The organism is Streptomyces sp. WY228 (assembly GCF_019287315.1).
Lineage (GTDB): Bacteria > Actinomycetota > Actinomycetes > Streptomycetales > Streptomycetaceae > Streptomyces > Streptomyces caviscabies.
Genome location: NZ_CP079114.1, coordinates 5,725,567 through 5,741,584 on the forward strand (window position 1 = coordinate 5,725,567; position 16,018 = coordinate 5,741,584).

Here is a 16,018-nt window from a genome sequence, read left to right on the forward strand (position 1 = left end):
CGGGTTGTCAGTGGCTCCGGTTACCGTTTCTCACGTGTCCCCGCGCATCACCGATCCCGAGCAGCTCAAGGAGCTCCTCGGAATCCCGTTCACCCCGGAGCAGACGGCCTGCATCATCGCGCCGCCCGCCCCGCAGGTGATCGTGGCCGGAGCCGGGTCGGGCAAGACCACGGTGATGGCCGCCCGCGTGGTCTGGCTGGTGGGCACCGGCCAGGTCGCGCCCGAACAGGTCCTCGGCCTCACCTTCACCAACAAGGCGGCGGGCGAGCTGGCCGAGCGCGTCCGCAAGGCGCTGATCGCCGCCGGGGTCACCGACCCCGAGGCCATCGACCCGGACAACCCCCCGGGCGAGCCCACCATCTCCACGTACCACGCCTTCGCCGGCCGCCTCCTCACCGAGCACGGTCTGCGCATCGGCCTGGAGCCCTCCACCCGTCTCCTCGCCGACGCCACCCGCTACCAGCTCGCGGCCAAGGTGCTGCGCGAGGCCCCGGGCCCCTATCCGGCGCTCACCCGCTCCTTCTCCACCCTGGTCAGCGATCTCCTCGCGCTCGACGGCGAGCTGTCCGAACACCTCGTACGGCCGGGGACGCTGGAGACGTACGACACCGAGCTGCTGCGGGAGCTGGCCACCGCCAGGCTCAGCAACGCCGACCTGCGCAAGATCCCCGAGACCGCCGAGGCCCGCCGCTCCCTCCTCGGCCTCACCGAGCGCTACCGATCCGCCAAGCGCGGCCGCGACCTCATGGACTTCGGCGACCAGATCGCCCTCTCCGCCGAGCTGGCCCTCACCCGGCCCGAGGTGGGGGCGATCCTGCGCGAGGAGTTCCGGGTCGTCCTCCTCGACGAGTACCAGGACACCTCGGTGGCCCAGCGGCTGCTGCTCTCGGCGCTGTTCGGCAGCGGTACGGAGCCGGGGGCTGCCGGCCACGCGGTGACCGCCGTGGGCGACCCCTGCCAGGCGATCTACGGCTGGCGCGGCGCGTCCGTCGCCAACCTCGACGACTTCCCCGAGCACTTCCCGCACGCCGACGGCACCCCCGCCACCCGCTACAGCCTCAGCGAGAACCGCCGCAGCGGCGGCCGCCTCCTCCAGCTCGCCAACGGCCTCGCCGAACCGCTGCGCGCGATGCACGAGGGCGTCGAGGCGCTGCGCCCCGCCCCGGGCGCCGAGCGGGACGGCACGGTCCGCTGCGCCCTGCTCAACACGCACACCGAGGAGATCGACTGGCTCGCCGACTCGCTCGCCCACCTCGTGCGCACCGGCACCCCGCCCGGCGAGATCGCCGTCCTGTGCCGCACCGCCGGGGACTTCCCCGAGATCCAGGCGGCCCTGGTCGCCCGGGACATCCCGGTCGAGGTCGTCGGCCTCGCCGGGCTGCTGCATCTGCCCGAGGTGGCCGACCTGGTCGCCGTCTGCGAAGTCCTCCAGGACCCCGGGGCCAACGCCTCGCTGGTCCGCCTGCTCACCGGACCGCGCTGGCGCATCGGCCCCCGTGACCTCGCGCTCCTCGGCCGCCGCGCCCGCCTCCTCGTGCACCGGGCGGGCCACGGGGACGAGGCCGACGCGGACCAGCGGCTCGCGGACGCCGTCGAGGGCACGGACCCGGCCGAGGTGATATCGCTCGCCGACGCGCTGGACACCTTCCTGGTCGCGGCGGACGAAGGGGACGACGGGCTGCCGTTCTCCGCCGAGGCCCGGGTCCGCTTCGCCCGCCTCGCCCGGGAGCTGCGCGACCTGCGCCGCTCGCTCGCCGACCCCCTGATGGACGTGCTGCACCGGGTCCTGGCCACCACCGGCCTGGAGGTCGAGCTGTCCGCCTCCCCGCAGGCGCTCGCCGCCCGCCGCCGCGAGACGCTGGGCAACTTCCTGGACACAGCGGCCCGGTTCGCCTCGCTGGACGGCGAGGCGTCGCTGCTCGCCTTCCTCGGCTTCCTGCGGACCGCCGCGCAGTACGAGAAGGGCCTCGACAACGCGCTGCCCGGCGGCGAGAACACCGTCAAGGTGCTGACCGCCCACAAGTCCAAGGGCCTGGAGTGGGACGTCGTCGCCGTCCCCGGACTGGTCACCGGCCAGTTCCCCAGCGGCCAGTCCCGGGACGCCTGGACCGCCCAGGCCAAGGTGCTCCCGCACGCCCTGCGCGGCGACGCGGCGACGCTCCCGGCCGTCGACAGCTTCGACGCCAAGGGGCTGAAGGCGTTCAAGGAGGAGATGAAGGAGCACCAGCACACGGAGGAACTGCGCCTCGGCTACGTCACCTTCACCCGCCCCCGCTCCCTGCTCCTCGGCTCCGGCCACTGGTGGGGCCCGTCCCAGAAGCGGACGCGCGGCCCGTCCGCCTTCCTGGACGCGCTGTACGAGCACTGCGCGGCGGGCCACGGCGAGATCGAGGCCTGGGCGGACGAGCCCGCCGAGGACGAGGAGAACCCGGCCCTCGCGGAGCGCGACGCCGACCTGGCCTGGCCGCTCCCGCTGGACGCCGACGCCCTCGCCCGCCGCCGCGCCGCCCGCGACACGGTGCTGGCCCATCTGGAACGCCTCGCCGTCCAGGGGGACGAACAGCCACCGTCGTACGCCCCCGGACCCGACGACGTACCGGCGCACGAACCCTGGGACGAGGAGCCTCCGCTCGACGAGCCCCCGGCCGACGAGGACTGGGACTGGGACGCGCTCCCCACCGAGCGCCCCCCGGGCACACCGGAGACCGGACCGGACCCGGCGGACACGGCCCACGAGCCCGTACGGCAGCCCGCACCGGAATCCGCCGCCCCGCACCCCGAGCCCGCCCCGCACATCCCGGCCGCCCGCCACCCGCAGGAGGACCCGGCCGGGCGGCTCACCCCCGAGGAGGCCCGCACCCTCGCCTCCTGGGACCGGGACCTGGACGCGCTGGCCGGGGAGCTGCGCCGGGCCCGCGCCACCGTGCGCGAGGTCCACCTCCCCGCCTCGCTCTCCGCCACCCAGCTGCTCCGCCTGGCCGAGGACCCCGACGCCTTCGCCCAGGAGCTGGCCCGGCCCATGCCCCGTCCGCCCGGTGCCGCCGCCCGCCGGGGCACCCGCTTCCACGCCTGGGTGGAGTCGCGCTACGAGGAACTGCCGCTGCCCCTGCTCGGCCCCGACGAGCTGCCCGGGGGCGACGACAACGACACGGAGATCGCCGACGAGCGGGACCTCGCCGAGCTGAAGGAGGCGTTCGAGCGCACCGCGTACGCCCGGCGCACGCCGTACCGCGTGGAGACCCCCTTCCAGATCACCCTGGCGGGCCGGGTGATCCGGGGCCGGATCGACGCGGTGTACCGCACGGGCGACACCTACGAGATCGTCGACTGGAAGACCACCCGCCACCGCACCGCCGACCCGCTCCAGCTCGCCGTCTACCGCCTCGCCTGGGCCGAACTGCACGATCTGCCGCTCGACGCGGTCACCGCCACCTTCCTCTACGTACGCAGCGGGGAGACGGTCCGACCGCGACGACTGCCCGGCCGGGCCGAGCTGGAGCGGATCCTGCTGGACGAGCCCGCCCCCGAGGACGGATAGGCTCAAGAGCATGAGCGAGACCCCGGACAGCGCCGTCCGTACGTACACCGAACAGCACCGTGCAGCCTTCCTCGACGACCTCGCCGAGTGGCTGCGCATCCCGTCCGTATCCGCGCAGCCGGAGCACGCGGGGGACGTACGGCGCAGTGCCGAATGGCTGAGCGCCAAGCTCAAGGAGACCGGCTTCCCGGTCGCCGAGATCTGGGAGACCCCCGGCGCCCCGGCGGTCTTCGCCGAGTGGCCCAGCGAGGACCCGGACGCCCCGACCGTCCTGGTCTACGGCCACCACGACGTGCAGCCCGCCGCCCGCGAGGACGGCTGGGCGACCGACCCGTTCGAGCCGGTGATCCGGGACGGCCGGATGTACGGACGGGGGGCGGCCGACGACAAGGGCCAGGTGTTCTTCCACACCCTCGGCGTCCGCGCCCACCTCGCCGCGACCGGCCGCACCACCCCCGCCGTGCACCTCAAGCTGCTGATCGAGGGCGAGGAGGAGTCCGGCTCGCCGAACTTCCGCGCCCTGGCCGAGCGGCACGCCGACCGGCTCGCCGCCGACGCGGTGATCGTCTCCGACACCGGCATGTGGGACGAGGACACCCCGACCGTCTGCACCGGCATGCGCGGCCTCGCCGAGTGCGAGATCCAGCTGTACGGACCCGCCCAGGACATTCACTCCGGATCGTTCGGCGGCGCCGTCCCCAACCCCGCCACCGAGATCGCCCGCCTGGTCGCCGCCCTGCACGACGCGGACGGCAAGGTCGCGATCCCGGGCTTCTACGACGGGGTCACCGACCTGACCGACACCGAGCGGGCCCTCTTCGCCGAGCTGCCCTTCGACGAGGCGACCTGGCTGCGCACCGCGAAGTCGGGCGCCGCGTCCGGCGAGGCCGGATACTCCACGCTGGAGCGCGTCTGGGCCCGCCCCACCGCCGAGGTCAACGGCATCGGCGGCGGCTACCAGGGCGCCGGCAGCAAGACGATCATCCCCTCCTCGGCCCTGGTGAAGATCAGCTTCCGGCTGGTCGACGGCCAGGACCCCGACCGCGTACAGCAGGCCGTCCGGGCCTGGGCCGAATCCCGTGTCCCGGCGGGCATCCGCCACCGGATCACCTTCCAGCCCGCCACCCGCCCCTGCCTGACCCCGCTGGACCACCCCGCCCTGCAGGCCGTGGCCCGCGCGATGGGACGGGCCTTCGGGAAGAAGATCCTCTTCACCCGCGAAGGAGGCTCGGGCCCCGCCGCCGACCTCAGGGACGTGCTCGGCGCCCCGGTCCTCTTCCTCGGCATCTCCGTACCCTCCGACGGCTGGCACGCCCCCGACGAGAAGGTCGAACTGGACCTCCTCCTCAAGGGCGTGGAGACGACCGCCCACCTGTGGGGCGACCTGGCCTCGGCGCTGGGCCGATGAATCCGCCGCACCTCCACGTACCTCCGCACACCCGATCCACCCAGGGGGAGTAGGAAGCACCTGTGAGCACCTTCGACAACGCCACCGCAGACCGCCCGATCGGCCTCACCGCGCCGAGCGGCATCGACCGCGCGGCACACCACCGCCTCGACGAGGCGTGGCTGGCCGTGGCGTGGAGCCACCCGACGACCCGCGTCTTCGTCGTCTCCGGCGGGCAGGTGCTGATCGACGACACCCCCGACGGGGGCACCGAGATCGTCATGACCCCGGCCTTCGAGGCCCCGGTCACCGAGACCCACCGGTATTTTCTCGGCACCGACGAGGACGGCGTCAGCTACTTCGCGCTCCAGAAGGACTCGCTGCCCGGCCGCATGGACCAGTCGGCCCGGCCCGCCGGACTCCGCGAGGCGGGCCTGCTCCTCGGCCCCCGCGACGCGGGCCTGATGGTGCACGCCGTCGCCCTGGAGAACTGGCAGCGCCTGCACCGCTTCTGCTCCCGCTGCGGCGAGCGCACCGTCATCGCGGCGGCCGGCCACATCCGCCGCTGCCAGGCCTGCGGGGCCGAGCACTACCCGCGTACCGACCCGGCGGTCATCATGCTGGTCACCGACGACCAGGACCGGGCTCTGCTGGGCCGCCAGGTGCACTGGCCGGAGGGCCGCTTCTCCACGCTCGCCGGGTTCGTCGAGCCGGGGGAGTCGATCGAGCACTCCGTGGCCCGTGAGGTCTACGAGGAGGCGGGGATCACCGTCGGCGAGGTCGAGTACATCGCCAGCCAGCCGTGGCCCTTCCCCTCCAGCCTGATGCTCGGCTTCATGGCCCGGGCGACCTCCTTCGACATCGACGTCGACGGCGAGGAGATCGAGGAGGCCCGCTGGTTCTCCCGCGAGGACCTCACCGCCGCCTTCGAGTCCGGCGAGGTCATGCCCCCGTTCGGCATCTCGATCGCGGCCCGCCTGATCGAGCTCTGGTACGGCAAGCCGCTCCCGAGGCCGGGCTCGGTGAAGCGGACCGCCTGAGGTCCGCGCCCCCGGACACACGACTGCCCCCGGCGGTGCCGGGGGCAGTGGTACGCGCGACAGGCAGTCGTTCCATCGGCCGGATCAGGCGGCGAGGGCCTGCTTCACCTGGGCGAGCGACGGGTTCGTCATGACCGACTCGGTGCCCGAGGGGGCCACGATCAGCAGCGTCGGGACCGTCTGGTTTCCGCCATTCGCCTTCTCGACGAACGCGGCCGACTCCGGGTCGTGCTCGATGTTGACCTCGTTGTACGCGATGCCCTCGCGGTCCATCTGGCTCTTCAGCCGACGGCAGTAGCCGCACCAGGTGGTGCTGTACATCGTCACAGTGCCCGCCATGTCGCTGGCGCTCCTTCGTCTCGTCCGTCCGCTGCGCGGCCGGCAGCGTCAGTCGCGGTCGGCCGCTCACCGCAGCGCTCCCGCAAGGTTAAAGAACGTACGGGAGGCGGCCACCATTCCCACAGCGCCGGTACCGGCCCCGGCGGCCGGCCCCGCACGGCCCGGCCGGTACGACGAATACCTCACCCCTGTGGACAACCGCCGCATCCGCCCCCTGGGACCTGGCAGCATGGCGGGGTGACAGCAGCAACGCACTCCACTCTCTTCCCCCAGGTTCCCGAGACCCCGGACGCCGTGCTCGACGGGCTCGACCCCGAGCAGCGCGAGGTGGCTCTCGCCCTGCACGGACCGGTGTGCGTGCTGGCCGGAGCCGGTACGGGCAAGACCCGCGCGATCACCCACCGCATCGCGTACGGGGTGCGGGCGGGCATCCTCCAGCCCGCCACCGTGCTCGCCGTCACCTTCACCAACCGGGCCGCCGGAGAGATGCGCGGCCGCCTCCGCCAGCTCGGCGCGACCGGCGTCCAGGCGCGGACCTTCCACTCCGCCGCCCTCCGGCAGCTCCAGTATTTCTGGCCGAAAGCAGTCGGTGGCGAGCTGCCCCGGCTGCTGGAGCGGAAGGTGCAGCTGGTCGCCGAGTCCGCCGCCCGCTGCCAGCTCCGGCTCGACCGCAACGAGCTGCGGGACGTCACCAGCGAGATCGAGTGGGCCAAGGTCACCCAGACCGTCCCCGCCGACTATCCGGCCGCCGTCGCCAAGACCCAGCGGGACGCCCCCCGCGACCCGGCGGAGCTCTCCCAGATCTACTCCACGTACGAACAGCTCAAGCGCGACCGCTCGGTGATCGACTTCGAGGACGTGCTGCTGCTCACCGTCGGCATCCTCCAGGACCGGAGCGACATCGCCGAGCACGTGCGCGGCCAGTACCAGCACTTCGTCGTCGACGAGTACCAGGACGTGAGCCCGCTCCAGCAGCGGCTGCTCGACCTCTGGGTCGGCGACCGGGAAGACCTCTGCGTCGTCGGCGACGCCAGCCAGACGATCTACTCCTTCACCGGGGCCACCCCCGACCACCTGCTGAACTTCCGCACCCGCCACCCCGGGGCGACCGTGGTCAAGCTGGTGCGCGACTACCGCTCCACCCCCCAGGTCGTCCACCTCGCCAACGGCCTGCTGAGCCACGCCCACGGAAAGGCCGCCGACCACCGCCTGGAGCTGGTCTCGCAGCGCGACAAGGGCCCCGAGCCGGTCTACGCGGAGTATTCCGACGAGCCCACCGAGGCCGAGTCCACCGCCCGGCGCATCCGCGACCTCATCGCCGCGGGCGTGCCGGCCGGCGAGATCGCCGTGCTCTACCGCGTCAACTCCCAGTCCGAGGTCTACGAACAGGCTCTGGCGGACGCCGGGGTGCCCTACCAGCTGCGGGGTGCCGAGCGGTTCTTCGAGCGGGCCGAGGTCCGCGAGGCGGGCACCGCCCTGCGCGGCGCGGCCCGCGCCGGGCGCAACGACTCCCTGCTCGACGGCGCCGAGGACCTGGCCTCCCAGGTGCGGGCGGTCCTCTCCACCAAGGGCTGGACCACCCGGCCGCCCGCCGGATCGGGGGCCGTGCGCGACCGCTGGGAGTCGCTGGCCGCGCTGGTGCGCCTCGCGGAGGACTTCGAGACGGCGAAGCCCGGGGCGACCCTGACCGACCTGGTCCGTGAGCTGGACGAGCGGGCGGCCGCCCAGCACGCCCCGACGGTCCAGGGGGTGACCCTGGCGTCGCTGCACTCGGCGAAGGGCCTGGAGTGGGACGCGGTGTTCCTGGTCGGCCTGACCGAGGGCATGATGCCGATCGCCTACGCCAAGACCGACGAGCAGGTCGAGGAGGAGCGGCGCCTGATGTACGTGGGGATCACCCGCGCCCGCGTCCACCTCTCGCTCTCCTGGGCGCTGTCCCGGTCGCCGGGCGGCCGGGCGAGCCGACGGCCGACCCGCTTCCTGAACGGGCTGCGGCCGGGCTCGGCGGCCTCGGGCGCGCGCGGCGGGGCGGGCGGCGGCGGAGGGATCGACCGGGGCACCGGCCGGGCCGCGACGGCCGGGCGGACCCCGGCCGTCGAGCGCAAGCCCAGGAGCCCGGTGCGCTGCCGGGTCTGCGGACGGACGCTCACCGACGCGGGCGAGATGAAGCTGATGCGCTGCGAGGAGTGCCCCTCGGACATGGACGAGGCGCTGTACGAGCGGCTGTACGACTGGCGGGCCGCCCAGGCGGCCCTGCTGGGACAGCCGGACTTCTGCGTGTTCACCGAGAAGACCCTCATGGCCATCGCCGAGGCCGTGCCGTCCACCGAGGGCGAGCTCGTCGTCATCGCCGGCGTCGGCAACCGGAAGTTGAGCCGCTTCGGCACCGACGTTCTGGCTATCTGCGCAGGTGAGACGGTTGATGGCGAGTCCGAGCAGGGCGTCGGGGAGACCTGAGGAAAACTCGTCCAGAAAATAGTTTGCGCCCGCACCAGTCGTCACCATAGGTTCTTAACCACGGGAACAGCGACTTCTCTGAAGCCCTGATTCCGTGCTGTACTTATCCGAATACGCAGGACCGGTCCCGGCCGGTCCCATGAGACGCCGAGAGGAGGCGATTGAAGTGATCAGCATCATCGAAACCCAGAAAATGACCGATCTCTCGGTCGTCTCCGCCTGCTCGCTCGGCCTCACCCGCTCCTCGGCTGCCTCGCTCCGTGCCACCGGTCTGTCCGGCATCTCTGCCGCCCGTCCGCTGTCCCCGGCGAGCCTCCCCGTGACGCGGGAGCGCAATGAGCGACCGACCGAGGCACCGGCGGCAGCAGTAGCGAAGGCAGCACAGGCTCAGGCCTATGCCTTTGCGGCAGCCGGTGCCGGATTCACGAAGCAGACGCAGCACCACCACGAGATGTGGGCCTTCCGTGGGCCTGAACCCTGGAGTGATCCAGCCTGATCCAGCATCAGGCCGGCGCCTTCAGGGCCGCGGAACCCCACTCGGGATCCGCGGCCCTTTTGTTTTGTCCGAACGGACGAGACGGAACGAAGGAGCCTCGGGACAAGCAGGACCTGGTACCAGAAGCCGCCAACCGGCCAACAGGCCGGCACGACCAGACGAGGACACCACCCACCGTGCACATCGAAACGCACGCCCCGTCAGTACCGCTTTCCACCCCGATCTCGCCGCCCGGCTCCACGGAGGACTCCACCTTGACCCCGCTCACCACGCTCACCGCGCTCGACGACGCCATCGAGAACCTCGGCGTCCCCGTCCCGTGTCGCTCCTACGACCCGGAGGTCTTCTTCGCCGAGTCGCCCGCCGACGTCGAGTACGCCAAGTCCCTCTGCCGTACCTGCCCGCTCGTCGAGGCCTGCCTCGCCGGCGCGAAGGACCGCCGCGAGCCCTGGGGCGTCTGGGGTGGCGAGCTCTTCGTCCAGGGTGTCGTCGTGGCCCGCAAGCGTCCCCGTGGCCGTCCGCGCAAGAACCCGGTCGCAGCGTGACCGCGACCTGTGGGGTCCCCGCCCCCACGCGCGGACTCCGCCTCGGAACGATCGACCGTCCCCAGACCCATGACCCCCGGAATCAGGCACCAATGATCACCCCCACGAAGGAGCCCGTCGGCTCCGCGACCCCCGACGTCACCATCATCGGCGCGAACGACTCGCGTCAGAACAGGACCCGCGAAATGCAACTCATCCCAGAAGCCCTGGCGCGTGCGCATATGCACGACCGCCTGCGGGAGGCCCAGGGGGACCGCCAGTCGGTCCGCCTGATCACCGCCCGCCGGATGCAGCGCCGGGCGGAGCGTGCCTCGCTGCGCGCCCGCCGCGCGCTGGCCATGGCGGTCATGCACTGATCGTGCAGCCATCACTCCACCGCGGGGCCGTCCGGACACGGACGGCCCCGCGGTGCGTTGTGCCGTCACTCGTTCGATCACGGGGATATCGTCAGGAGGTGGACGAGGAGACCCATCCCCCCGAACAACCCGCCGAGGGACCCGTGGTGTGCGCCCGCTGCGGCACCGCCACCGAAGGCGACACGGCCCCTCCGACCTGGCTCTGCTCCGTGGAGGACGGACGCCGCCTCCACTTCTGCGAGGGCTGCGCACGCCTCCACATCCGCGCGATCGAGAGCCGCCTCGACTCACTCTGGTGGTGACCACGCGCCGTGGGCCGCGCGCCGGGGGCCGCACACCGATGACCGCGCGCCGGGGACCGCCTGGCGGCGGCCGCGCAACGGTGACCACCTGACGACGGCCGCCCACCCGCCCCGCTCTACGCCTGGACGGTCTCGCCCTCCGGCTCCGGCTCGCCCTCCTCCTCGGCGTGCTCCGTCGTACCGGCGTACTCCGCCTCCGGGGCCTGTGCCTCCGCCTCCTCCGCCTCCTCCGCGAGGAACCCCGGCAGCCACGCTTCGAGCTCCTCGCGCAGCCGGACCGTCGCGCCGAGCTGGCACAGCACCCCGATCGTGCTGAGCGTGACCCGGTGTATCAGGACGTAGGACGGAGGGAGGTTCAGCTGCCTGCCGAGCTGATGGGCGGGGGAGCGCGGATCGGCTATCCGGGCCGCCTGCTCACGGATCCAGCCCCGACCGAAGGTGAACTCCTCCACCTGCGTGGGCTCGATGATCGGGAGCAGATAGTCGAGCACCTCGTCCGGGTCCAGGTCGATCGACTCCTTGACGAATCCCTCCTGGCGCAGCTTCGCGTACACCCCCGCCGCGTCGCCCTCCAGCGTCAGCCGCAGGGAGTCGCCGATGTTCCTCGGCAGCCCGCCCGGAAGCCGGTCCACCGTGCCGAAGTCCAGCACCCCCAGCCGCCACGATTCGGCCGCGCCGCCATCCTCCCCCTGCTCCTTCTCGTCCTCGGGCAGCAGCCGGAAGTTGCCCGGATGCGGGTCGGCGTGCAGCAGCCCGGTGCGCGCCGGACCGGAGAAGAGGAAGCGGGCCAGCAACTGTCCCGCACGGTCGCGCTGTTCCGGTGTGCCGTCCGAGATGATCTCGGACAGCGGGATCCCGTCGATCCACTCCGTCACCAGCACCTGGTCGGACTGGTGCACCACCTGAGGGATCACCACATCCGGGTCGCCCGCGAACTCCTCCGCGTGCTCCCGCTGCGCCTGCGCCTCCAGCTCGTAGTCCAGCTCCTCCGACACCCGGTCGCGCAGCTCCTTGATCAGCGGCTTGACGTCCACCCCCGGCACCAGCGGGCCGAGCAGCCGGGCGAAACGGCTGAGCTGGGCGAGGTCGGAGAGCAACGCCTCGCCCGCGCCCGGATACTGCACCTTCACGGCGACCTCGCGGCCGTCGTGCCACACCGCCCGGTGCACCTGACCGATCGAGGCGGCAGCGGCCGGGGTGTCGTCGAACTCCAGGAAATACTCCCGCCAGTCCTCCCCGATCCGTGTCGTGAGCACTTCGTGGACCGTCCGCGCGGGCAGCGGTGGCGCGGCCTCCTGGAGCTTGGTCAACGCCGCCCGGTAGGGGCCGGCGACCTCCTCGGGCAGGGCCGACTCGAAGACGGAGAGGGCCTGGCCCAGCTTCATGGCCCCGCCCTTCAGCTCGCCCAGGGTCTTGAACAGCTGGTCCGCCGTGCGCTGCTGCACCTCCCGGGCCACCAGCTCGGCCGACTTCCCGCCGATCCGCTTGCCCAGCCCCCAGGTGGCACGGCCGGCGAAGCCGAGCGGAAGCGCGGCCAGCTTGGCCGTACGCGTAACCGCCTTCCGGGGAAGATCAGACATGTGCCCCTCCAGTTCCCAGACTGCCGTGCCGCTCGGGCCACCGGTGTCACTCCGGCGACGGCGGTCACCCCGCCATTGTGTCCTGTGCCGGAACACCACCGGAGGCCCGTTCTCCCGTAGCGCCCCCGGCCGCCCCGCAGGAACAGTCCGCATGCGGGCCGATCGGCTCGGAACGCCAGTCCAGCAACGGCAGAGCGGCCTCCCAGCGCGCTCCGGTACTGGTCGGGAGGTCGCCGTCCAGAAACGCGAGGGCGTGCGCCGCGGCGAGTCCGGCGACCGCCGTCGCGAGCCCCAGATCGCAGGCGGGCACCGCTCCCCGCCGCCCGGAACGCCACTGCGCCAGCATCCGGGGCCACTGCGGATCCCGGTCCGCACGGTGCAGTTCCAGGCAGCCCGCACAGCCGGTGCCCCCGGGCAGGACCAGCGGCCCGACCACCCCCGTGGCCTCGATCACCCCCGCGTAGAGATGCGGAGTGCCCGACGCGATCCAGGGACCGGCCGTGTCCACGACCGGCGCGTACACCGCGAGGCCGTCCCGGGGAGCGACGACGATCAGGGACAGACCGGGCGGCTGCCCGGCACTCCCCGTCTGGCCGGCCCCCGCCCGGTCGGTTCCCGGCCGGTCGGCTCCCGCCAGGCCGGCCCCCACCCGGTCAGCTTCTGCCCGGCCGGCCCACGCCCCGTCCGTCTTCGCCCGCCGGGGCGTGGGCCCGGGTGCGGACCGGTGGACGAGCCGACGGGCCGCCACATCGCGCCGTTCCCCCACGGCTGCCGGGGGCAGGCCCCCGGGAGCCACGTCCCAGGGCTCGGCCCGGCCCCCGTCGAGCACCTCCACCTGGCCCACCCCCGCACCGGAGAGCACCGAGGCGATGGCCGCCCCGACCCGGCCCGCTCCCCGCACCTGGACCCGCATCGACCGGCGGGCCGCCATCCGGCGCAGTCCGTCGCCCGGTTCGGGACGGACGACCGACAGCGAGGCCACATCGGGACGCTGGCGGTCCATCACTTCGGCGCGTCGGCGCAGTGCGTCGGCTCCCGGACCGGCCGACCTCGGATCGTCGAGGAGCCCCGCTTCCGCCAACCGGCCCAGCAGAACGTCCACATGATGTTCCGACAGGTCCAGCGCGCGGGCCTCCTCACGCAGCAGCGGCAGACCGCGCGTGCCGTCGAGCAGCTCCAGGAAGCTCCCCGTGGCGATGTCCACCGGACCCAGCGTCACGGCGTGCGCGGGTGTCACACCGAACTGCACGGTGTTCCGTCCGCGCCAGGCGCGACGCAGTGCGGGCTTCAGCATCGGATACATCGGATACCTGACCTTCCCCCGAGCGGAGTCACGAGCACGGGCGTGCTCGCGGACCGGCGGTCCGCGGCGCTCTTTCCGCAGGACCTCCGCCAGAATGCGGGCCCGCGCCGAACCGTGCGCCGAGTTGTCCACAGGTCCGGGCCGTTAATCGTGCAATCCCGGGATGGGTGCAATCCCGGAATCGTGCGATCCCGCGGATCGACGCGGAACCGTCACCCGGGACGGGACTTCTCCCGTGGACAGCGGGTAACGTCGTGGCGTGCCCGCCGACCCGTCGTCCGGCCTCGCCGGGGAGATCCCCGCGCGCAGTGCCGGTACCCATCAGCGCAGCGCGGAGGCCCGCCCGCCCCGCGCTTCGGCGACGAGCGCCGTCGAGGTCCGCAGGAGCACCCGCCGCAGGAAGTCGGTCACCGCGTACCGGGAGGGCGACCGCACGATCGTGCTCATCCCGGCCCGGATGTCGGAGGCGGAGGAGCGGCGCTGGGTGGGGGTGATGCTCGACAAGCTCGCCGCCCAGGAGAGCAAGCGGGTCCTGGGCGACACCGAGCTGGAGGAGCGAGCCGTACGGCTGTCCGCCCAGTATTTCGACGGCCGCGCCAGGCCCGCCTCGGTGCGCTGGGTGACCAACCAGAACACCCGCTGGGGCTCGTGCACCCCGGCCGAGGGCAGCATCAGGCTCTCGCACCGAATTCAGGGCATGCCGGAGTACGTCGTCGACTACGTGCTCCTCCACGAGCTGGCGCATCTGCTCGTTCCCGGGCACGGTCCGGGGTTCTGGCGGCTGCTGGAGGCGTACCCGCGGACCGAGCGTGCCCGCGGATATCTGGAGGGCGTGGTGGCCGCCGAGCAACTGCCCCACCTGCCCGCCGCCCGCGAGGAGTGACCGGGCCCGGTCGCGTTCGCCGATTCTGTACCGGGTGTGTACCGGCTTGGTCCGATGTCCTTGTTTGCGGTTAGCCTGACGCGACGCATTTACCTTCGGGATGGGGGACGGTCGTTACGCATGGCCAGGGAATTCCAACGCGGCCACAAGGCCAAGATCAGTGATCTCACGCCAGGGACGGATCTGTACGTAGGCGTACAGATCGCAGCCCCGGGGCTGACCTTCGACATCAGCTGTTTCGGTCTCGACGCCAACGAGCAGCTCTCCGACGACCGGTACTTCATCTTCTTCAATCAGCCGAAATCGCCCGAGGAGTCCATCCAGCTCCTCGGTGCGCAGTCCGGCGACACCGAGTCGTTCCGCGTCACGCTCGACCGCATTCCGGCCGCCATCCAGAAGCTCTCCTTCACCGCGACGCTCGACGGTGCCGGGCAGATGTCCCAGATCGGTCCGGGGTACATCCGGATCGTCGCGGGCGGCGAGGAAGTGGTGAGGTACGCCTTCACCGGGTCGGAGTTCACCACCGAGCGCGCGGTGATGCTCGGCGACTTCTATCTGAAGGACGTCTGGCGTTTCGCCGCCGTCGGCCAGGGTTTCGACGGTGGTCTTGACGCGCTCCTGAAGAACTTCGGCGGCGAGGTCGCCGAGGAAGAGCCGCCGCCCGCCGCCGCGCCCGCCGCCGTCCCGGGCTTCGCCCCGCCGGCCCAGGCCGCCGCGCCCCCGGCCTTCGGCGCCCCGCCCGCACCCCAGGCCCCGCAGCCCGCACCGTCCTTCGGCGCCCCGGCCGCGCCCACGCCGCCGCCCGCGCCGCAGCAGCCGATGCACGCGGCGCCGACGATCGCGGCCCCGCTGGCCCCCCAGGCGCCGCATGCCCCCGCGGCCCCGCAGGCTCCCCAAGCGCCCCAGGCCCCGTCCCCGTACGGCCAGCCGCAGCAACCCCAGCAGCCGCAGTTCGGCCAGGTCCCCGGTCAGGGCGCCCCGCCCGCCGCTCCCTTCGGCCAGCCGGCCCCCGCTCCCTACGGTCAGCCCGCGCCGGCCCCGTACGGGCAGCAGCCCCCCGGCGGTATGCCTCCGGGCGTCCCGCAGGGCGTCCCGCAGGGCGTGCCTCAGGGTGTGCCGGCCGCGGGTGCGGGTCTCCAGGCGGCCCTGCAGCCGTACAAGGAGACCGCGACCGGGCAGCGCTGGACCCCGCAGAACCAGCAGCTCATGCGGGTCGACCTGACCATGGGCGGATCCGGAGTGCTGGCCCGCCAGGGCAGCATGGTGATGTATCAGGGCAAGGTGGACTTCGGCTACAAGAGCGCCGGATTCGTCGGCCGCGCCGTGGGCAACGCCACCGGCCAGGAGATGCAGCTGATGCGCTGTACCGGCCGGGGCCAGGTCTTCCTCGCCGAGGAGGGCTCGCACCTGCACCCGATCGAACTGCAGGGCGACGGCATCTGCGTCTCCGCCGAGAGCGTCCTCGCCTTCGACGAGTCCCTCCAGTACGAGGTCCGCCGGGTCGAAGGGCACGGCATCCCGGGCGGCGCCCTGTTCACCATGCTCTTCCAGGGCACCGGCACCGTGATCGTGAAGACCCACGGCACCCCGGTCGTCCTGCCGGTCACGCCCACCACGTTCGCCGACTGCAACGCCGTCGTCGCCTGGTCGGCCGCCTCCCAGGTGATCGTCTCCAGCCAGGTCCGGCTGCGCCGCAACGCGTACCCCGGACACAGCGGGGAGACCGTGAACCTCCAGTTCCGGGGCGCCCCCGGCAACTTCATCGTCGTCCAGCCCTACGAGGTCTGAGGGA

13 protein-coding genes are annotated in these 16,018 nt (G+C 72.7%); 10 read left to right on the forward strand and 3 right to left on the reverse strand.

All coding sequences use genetic code 11. The features are described from left to right. Positions 1–34 precede the first annotated feature (34 nt). From KV381_RS25195 to nudC, 3 genes are all read left to right on the forward strand, one after another. Entirely contained in the window at positions 35–3,538 is a 3,504-nt protein-coding gene (locus KV381_RS25195) for an ATP-dependent DNA helicase (protein WP_218786383.1), read from the forward strand. 10 nt (positions 3,539–3,548) lie between these two features. Next, the gene (locus tag KV381_RS25200) at positions 3,549–4,946 is read left to right on the forward strand and encodes a dipeptidase (protein WP_030087279.1); all 1,398 of its coding nucleotides are present in this window, start codon (positions 3,549–3,551) and stop codon (positions 4,944–4,946) included. Between the two features lie 62 nt (positions 4,947–5,008). Beyond that, positions 5,009–5,965 carry an NAD(+) diphosphatase gene (gene nudC, locus KV381_RS25205; RefSeq protein WP_030087276.1) on the forward strand — a complete coding sequence of 319 codons (957 nt, stop codon included), beginning with the start codon at positions 5,009–5,011 and terminating at the stop codon, positions 5,963–5,965. 84 nt (positions 5,966–6,049) lie between these two features. On the opposite strand, the gene KV381_RS25210 is transcribed toward nudC, so the two are convergent. After that, on the reverse strand, positions 6,050–6,304 hold the full coding sequence (locus KV381_RS25210) for a glutaredoxin domain-containing protein (protein WP_006127421.1): 255 nt from the start codon (positions 6,302–6,304) through the stop codon (positions 6,050–6,052). Positions 6,305–6,541: 237 nt separating this feature from the next. On the opposite strand from KV381_RS25210, the gene KV381_RS25215 reads away from it, so the two are divergent. From KV381_RS25215 to KV381_RS25235, 5 genes are all read left to right on the forward strand, one after another. After that, positions 6,542–8,761, forward strand: a complete 2,220-nt coding sequence (locus KV381_RS25215) for an ATP-dependent DNA helicase UvrD2 (RefSeq protein WP_086777952.1) — start codon at positions 6,542–6,544, stop codon at positions 8,759–8,761. A 166-nt stretch (positions 8,762–8,927) separates the two neighbouring features. Then, entirely contained in the window at positions 8,928–9,257 is a 330-nt protein-coding gene (locus KV381_RS25220) for a hypothetical protein (RefSeq protein ID WP_086777951.1), read from the forward strand. 176 nt (positions 9,258–9,433) lie between these two features. After that, positions 9,434–9,802, forward strand: coding sequence for a WhiB family transcriptional regulator (locus KV381_RS25225; RefSeq protein WP_006127424.1), 369 nt, complete (start codon positions 9,434–9,436; stop codon positions 9,800–9,802). Further along, a complete protein-coding gene (locus tag KV381_RS25230; protein WP_030087271.1) occupies positions 9,799–10,158 on the forward strand; it encodes a hypothetical protein in 360 nt (119 codons plus the stop codon). The genes KV381_RS25225 and KV381_RS25230 overlap by 4 nt, the downstream gene beginning before the upstream one ends. A gap of 98 nt (positions 10,159–10,256) precedes the next feature. Then, on the forward strand, positions 10,257–10,460 hold the full coding sequence (locus KV381_RS25235; RefSeq protein WP_086777950.1) for a hypothetical protein: 204 nt from the start codon (positions 10,257–10,259) through the stop codon (positions 10,458–10,460). A gap of 116 nt (positions 10,461–10,576) precedes the next feature. Here the strand turns inward: KV381_RS25235 and KV381_RS25240 are convergent, their stop codons facing one another. Together KV381_RS25240 and KV381_RS25245 are read right to left on the reverse strand one after the other, a co-directional pair. After that, entirely contained in the window at positions 10,577–12,040 is a 1,464-nt protein-coding gene (locus tag KV381_RS25240; RefSeq protein WP_086777949.1) for an AarF/ABC1/UbiB kinase family protein, read from the reverse strand. Between the two features lie 64 nt (positions 12,041–12,104). Beyond that, entirely contained in the window at positions 12,105–13,343 is a 1,239-nt protein-coding gene (locus tag KV381_RS25245; protein ID WP_218786385.1) for a ThiF family adenylyltransferase, read from the reverse strand. A gap of 259 nt (positions 13,344–13,602) precedes the next feature. Between KV381_RS25245 and KV381_RS25250 the strand changes: the two genes are divergently transcribed. Together KV381_RS25250 and KV381_RS25255 are read left to right on the forward strand one after the other, a co-directional pair. Then, positions 13,603–14,226, forward strand: coding sequence for a M48 family metallopeptidase (locus tag KV381_RS25250; RefSeq protein WP_193462530.1), 624 nt, complete (start codon positions 13,603–13,605; stop codon positions 14,224–14,226). A 120-nt stretch (positions 14,227–14,346) separates the two neighbouring features. Further along, positions 14,347–16,014 carry a TerD family protein gene (locus KV381_RS25255; protein ID WP_030087261.1) on the forward strand — a complete coding sequence of 556 codons (1,668 nt, stop codon included), beginning with the start codon at positions 14,347–14,349 and terminating at the stop codon, positions 16,012–16,014. The last annotated feature ends 4 nt before the right edge of the window (positions 16,015–16,018 follow it).

Excerpts from the sequence above, each read along its gene's own strand:
- KV381_RS25200 (WP_030087279.1), top strand. The coding sequence starts at position 3,549 with ATGAGCGAGACCCCGGACAGCGCCGTCCGTACGTACACCGAACAGCAC.
- KV381_RS25255 (WP_030087261.1), top strand. The coding sequence starts at position 14,347 with ATGGCCAGGGAATTCCAACGCGGCCACAAGGCCAAGATCAGTGATCTC.
- KV381_RS25210 (WP_006127421.1), bottom strand. The coding sequence starts at position 6,304 with ATGGCGGGCACTGTGACGATGTACAGCACCACCTGGTGCGGCTACTGC.
- KV381_RS25240 (WP_086777949.1), bottom strand. The coding sequence starts at position 12,040 with ATGTCTGATCTTCCCCGGAAGGCGGTTACGCGTACGGCCAAGCTGGCC.
- KV381_RS25245 (WP_218786385.1), bottom strand. The coding sequence starts at position 13,343 with ATGTATCCGATGCTGAAGCCCGCACTGCGTCGCGCCTGGCGCGGACGG.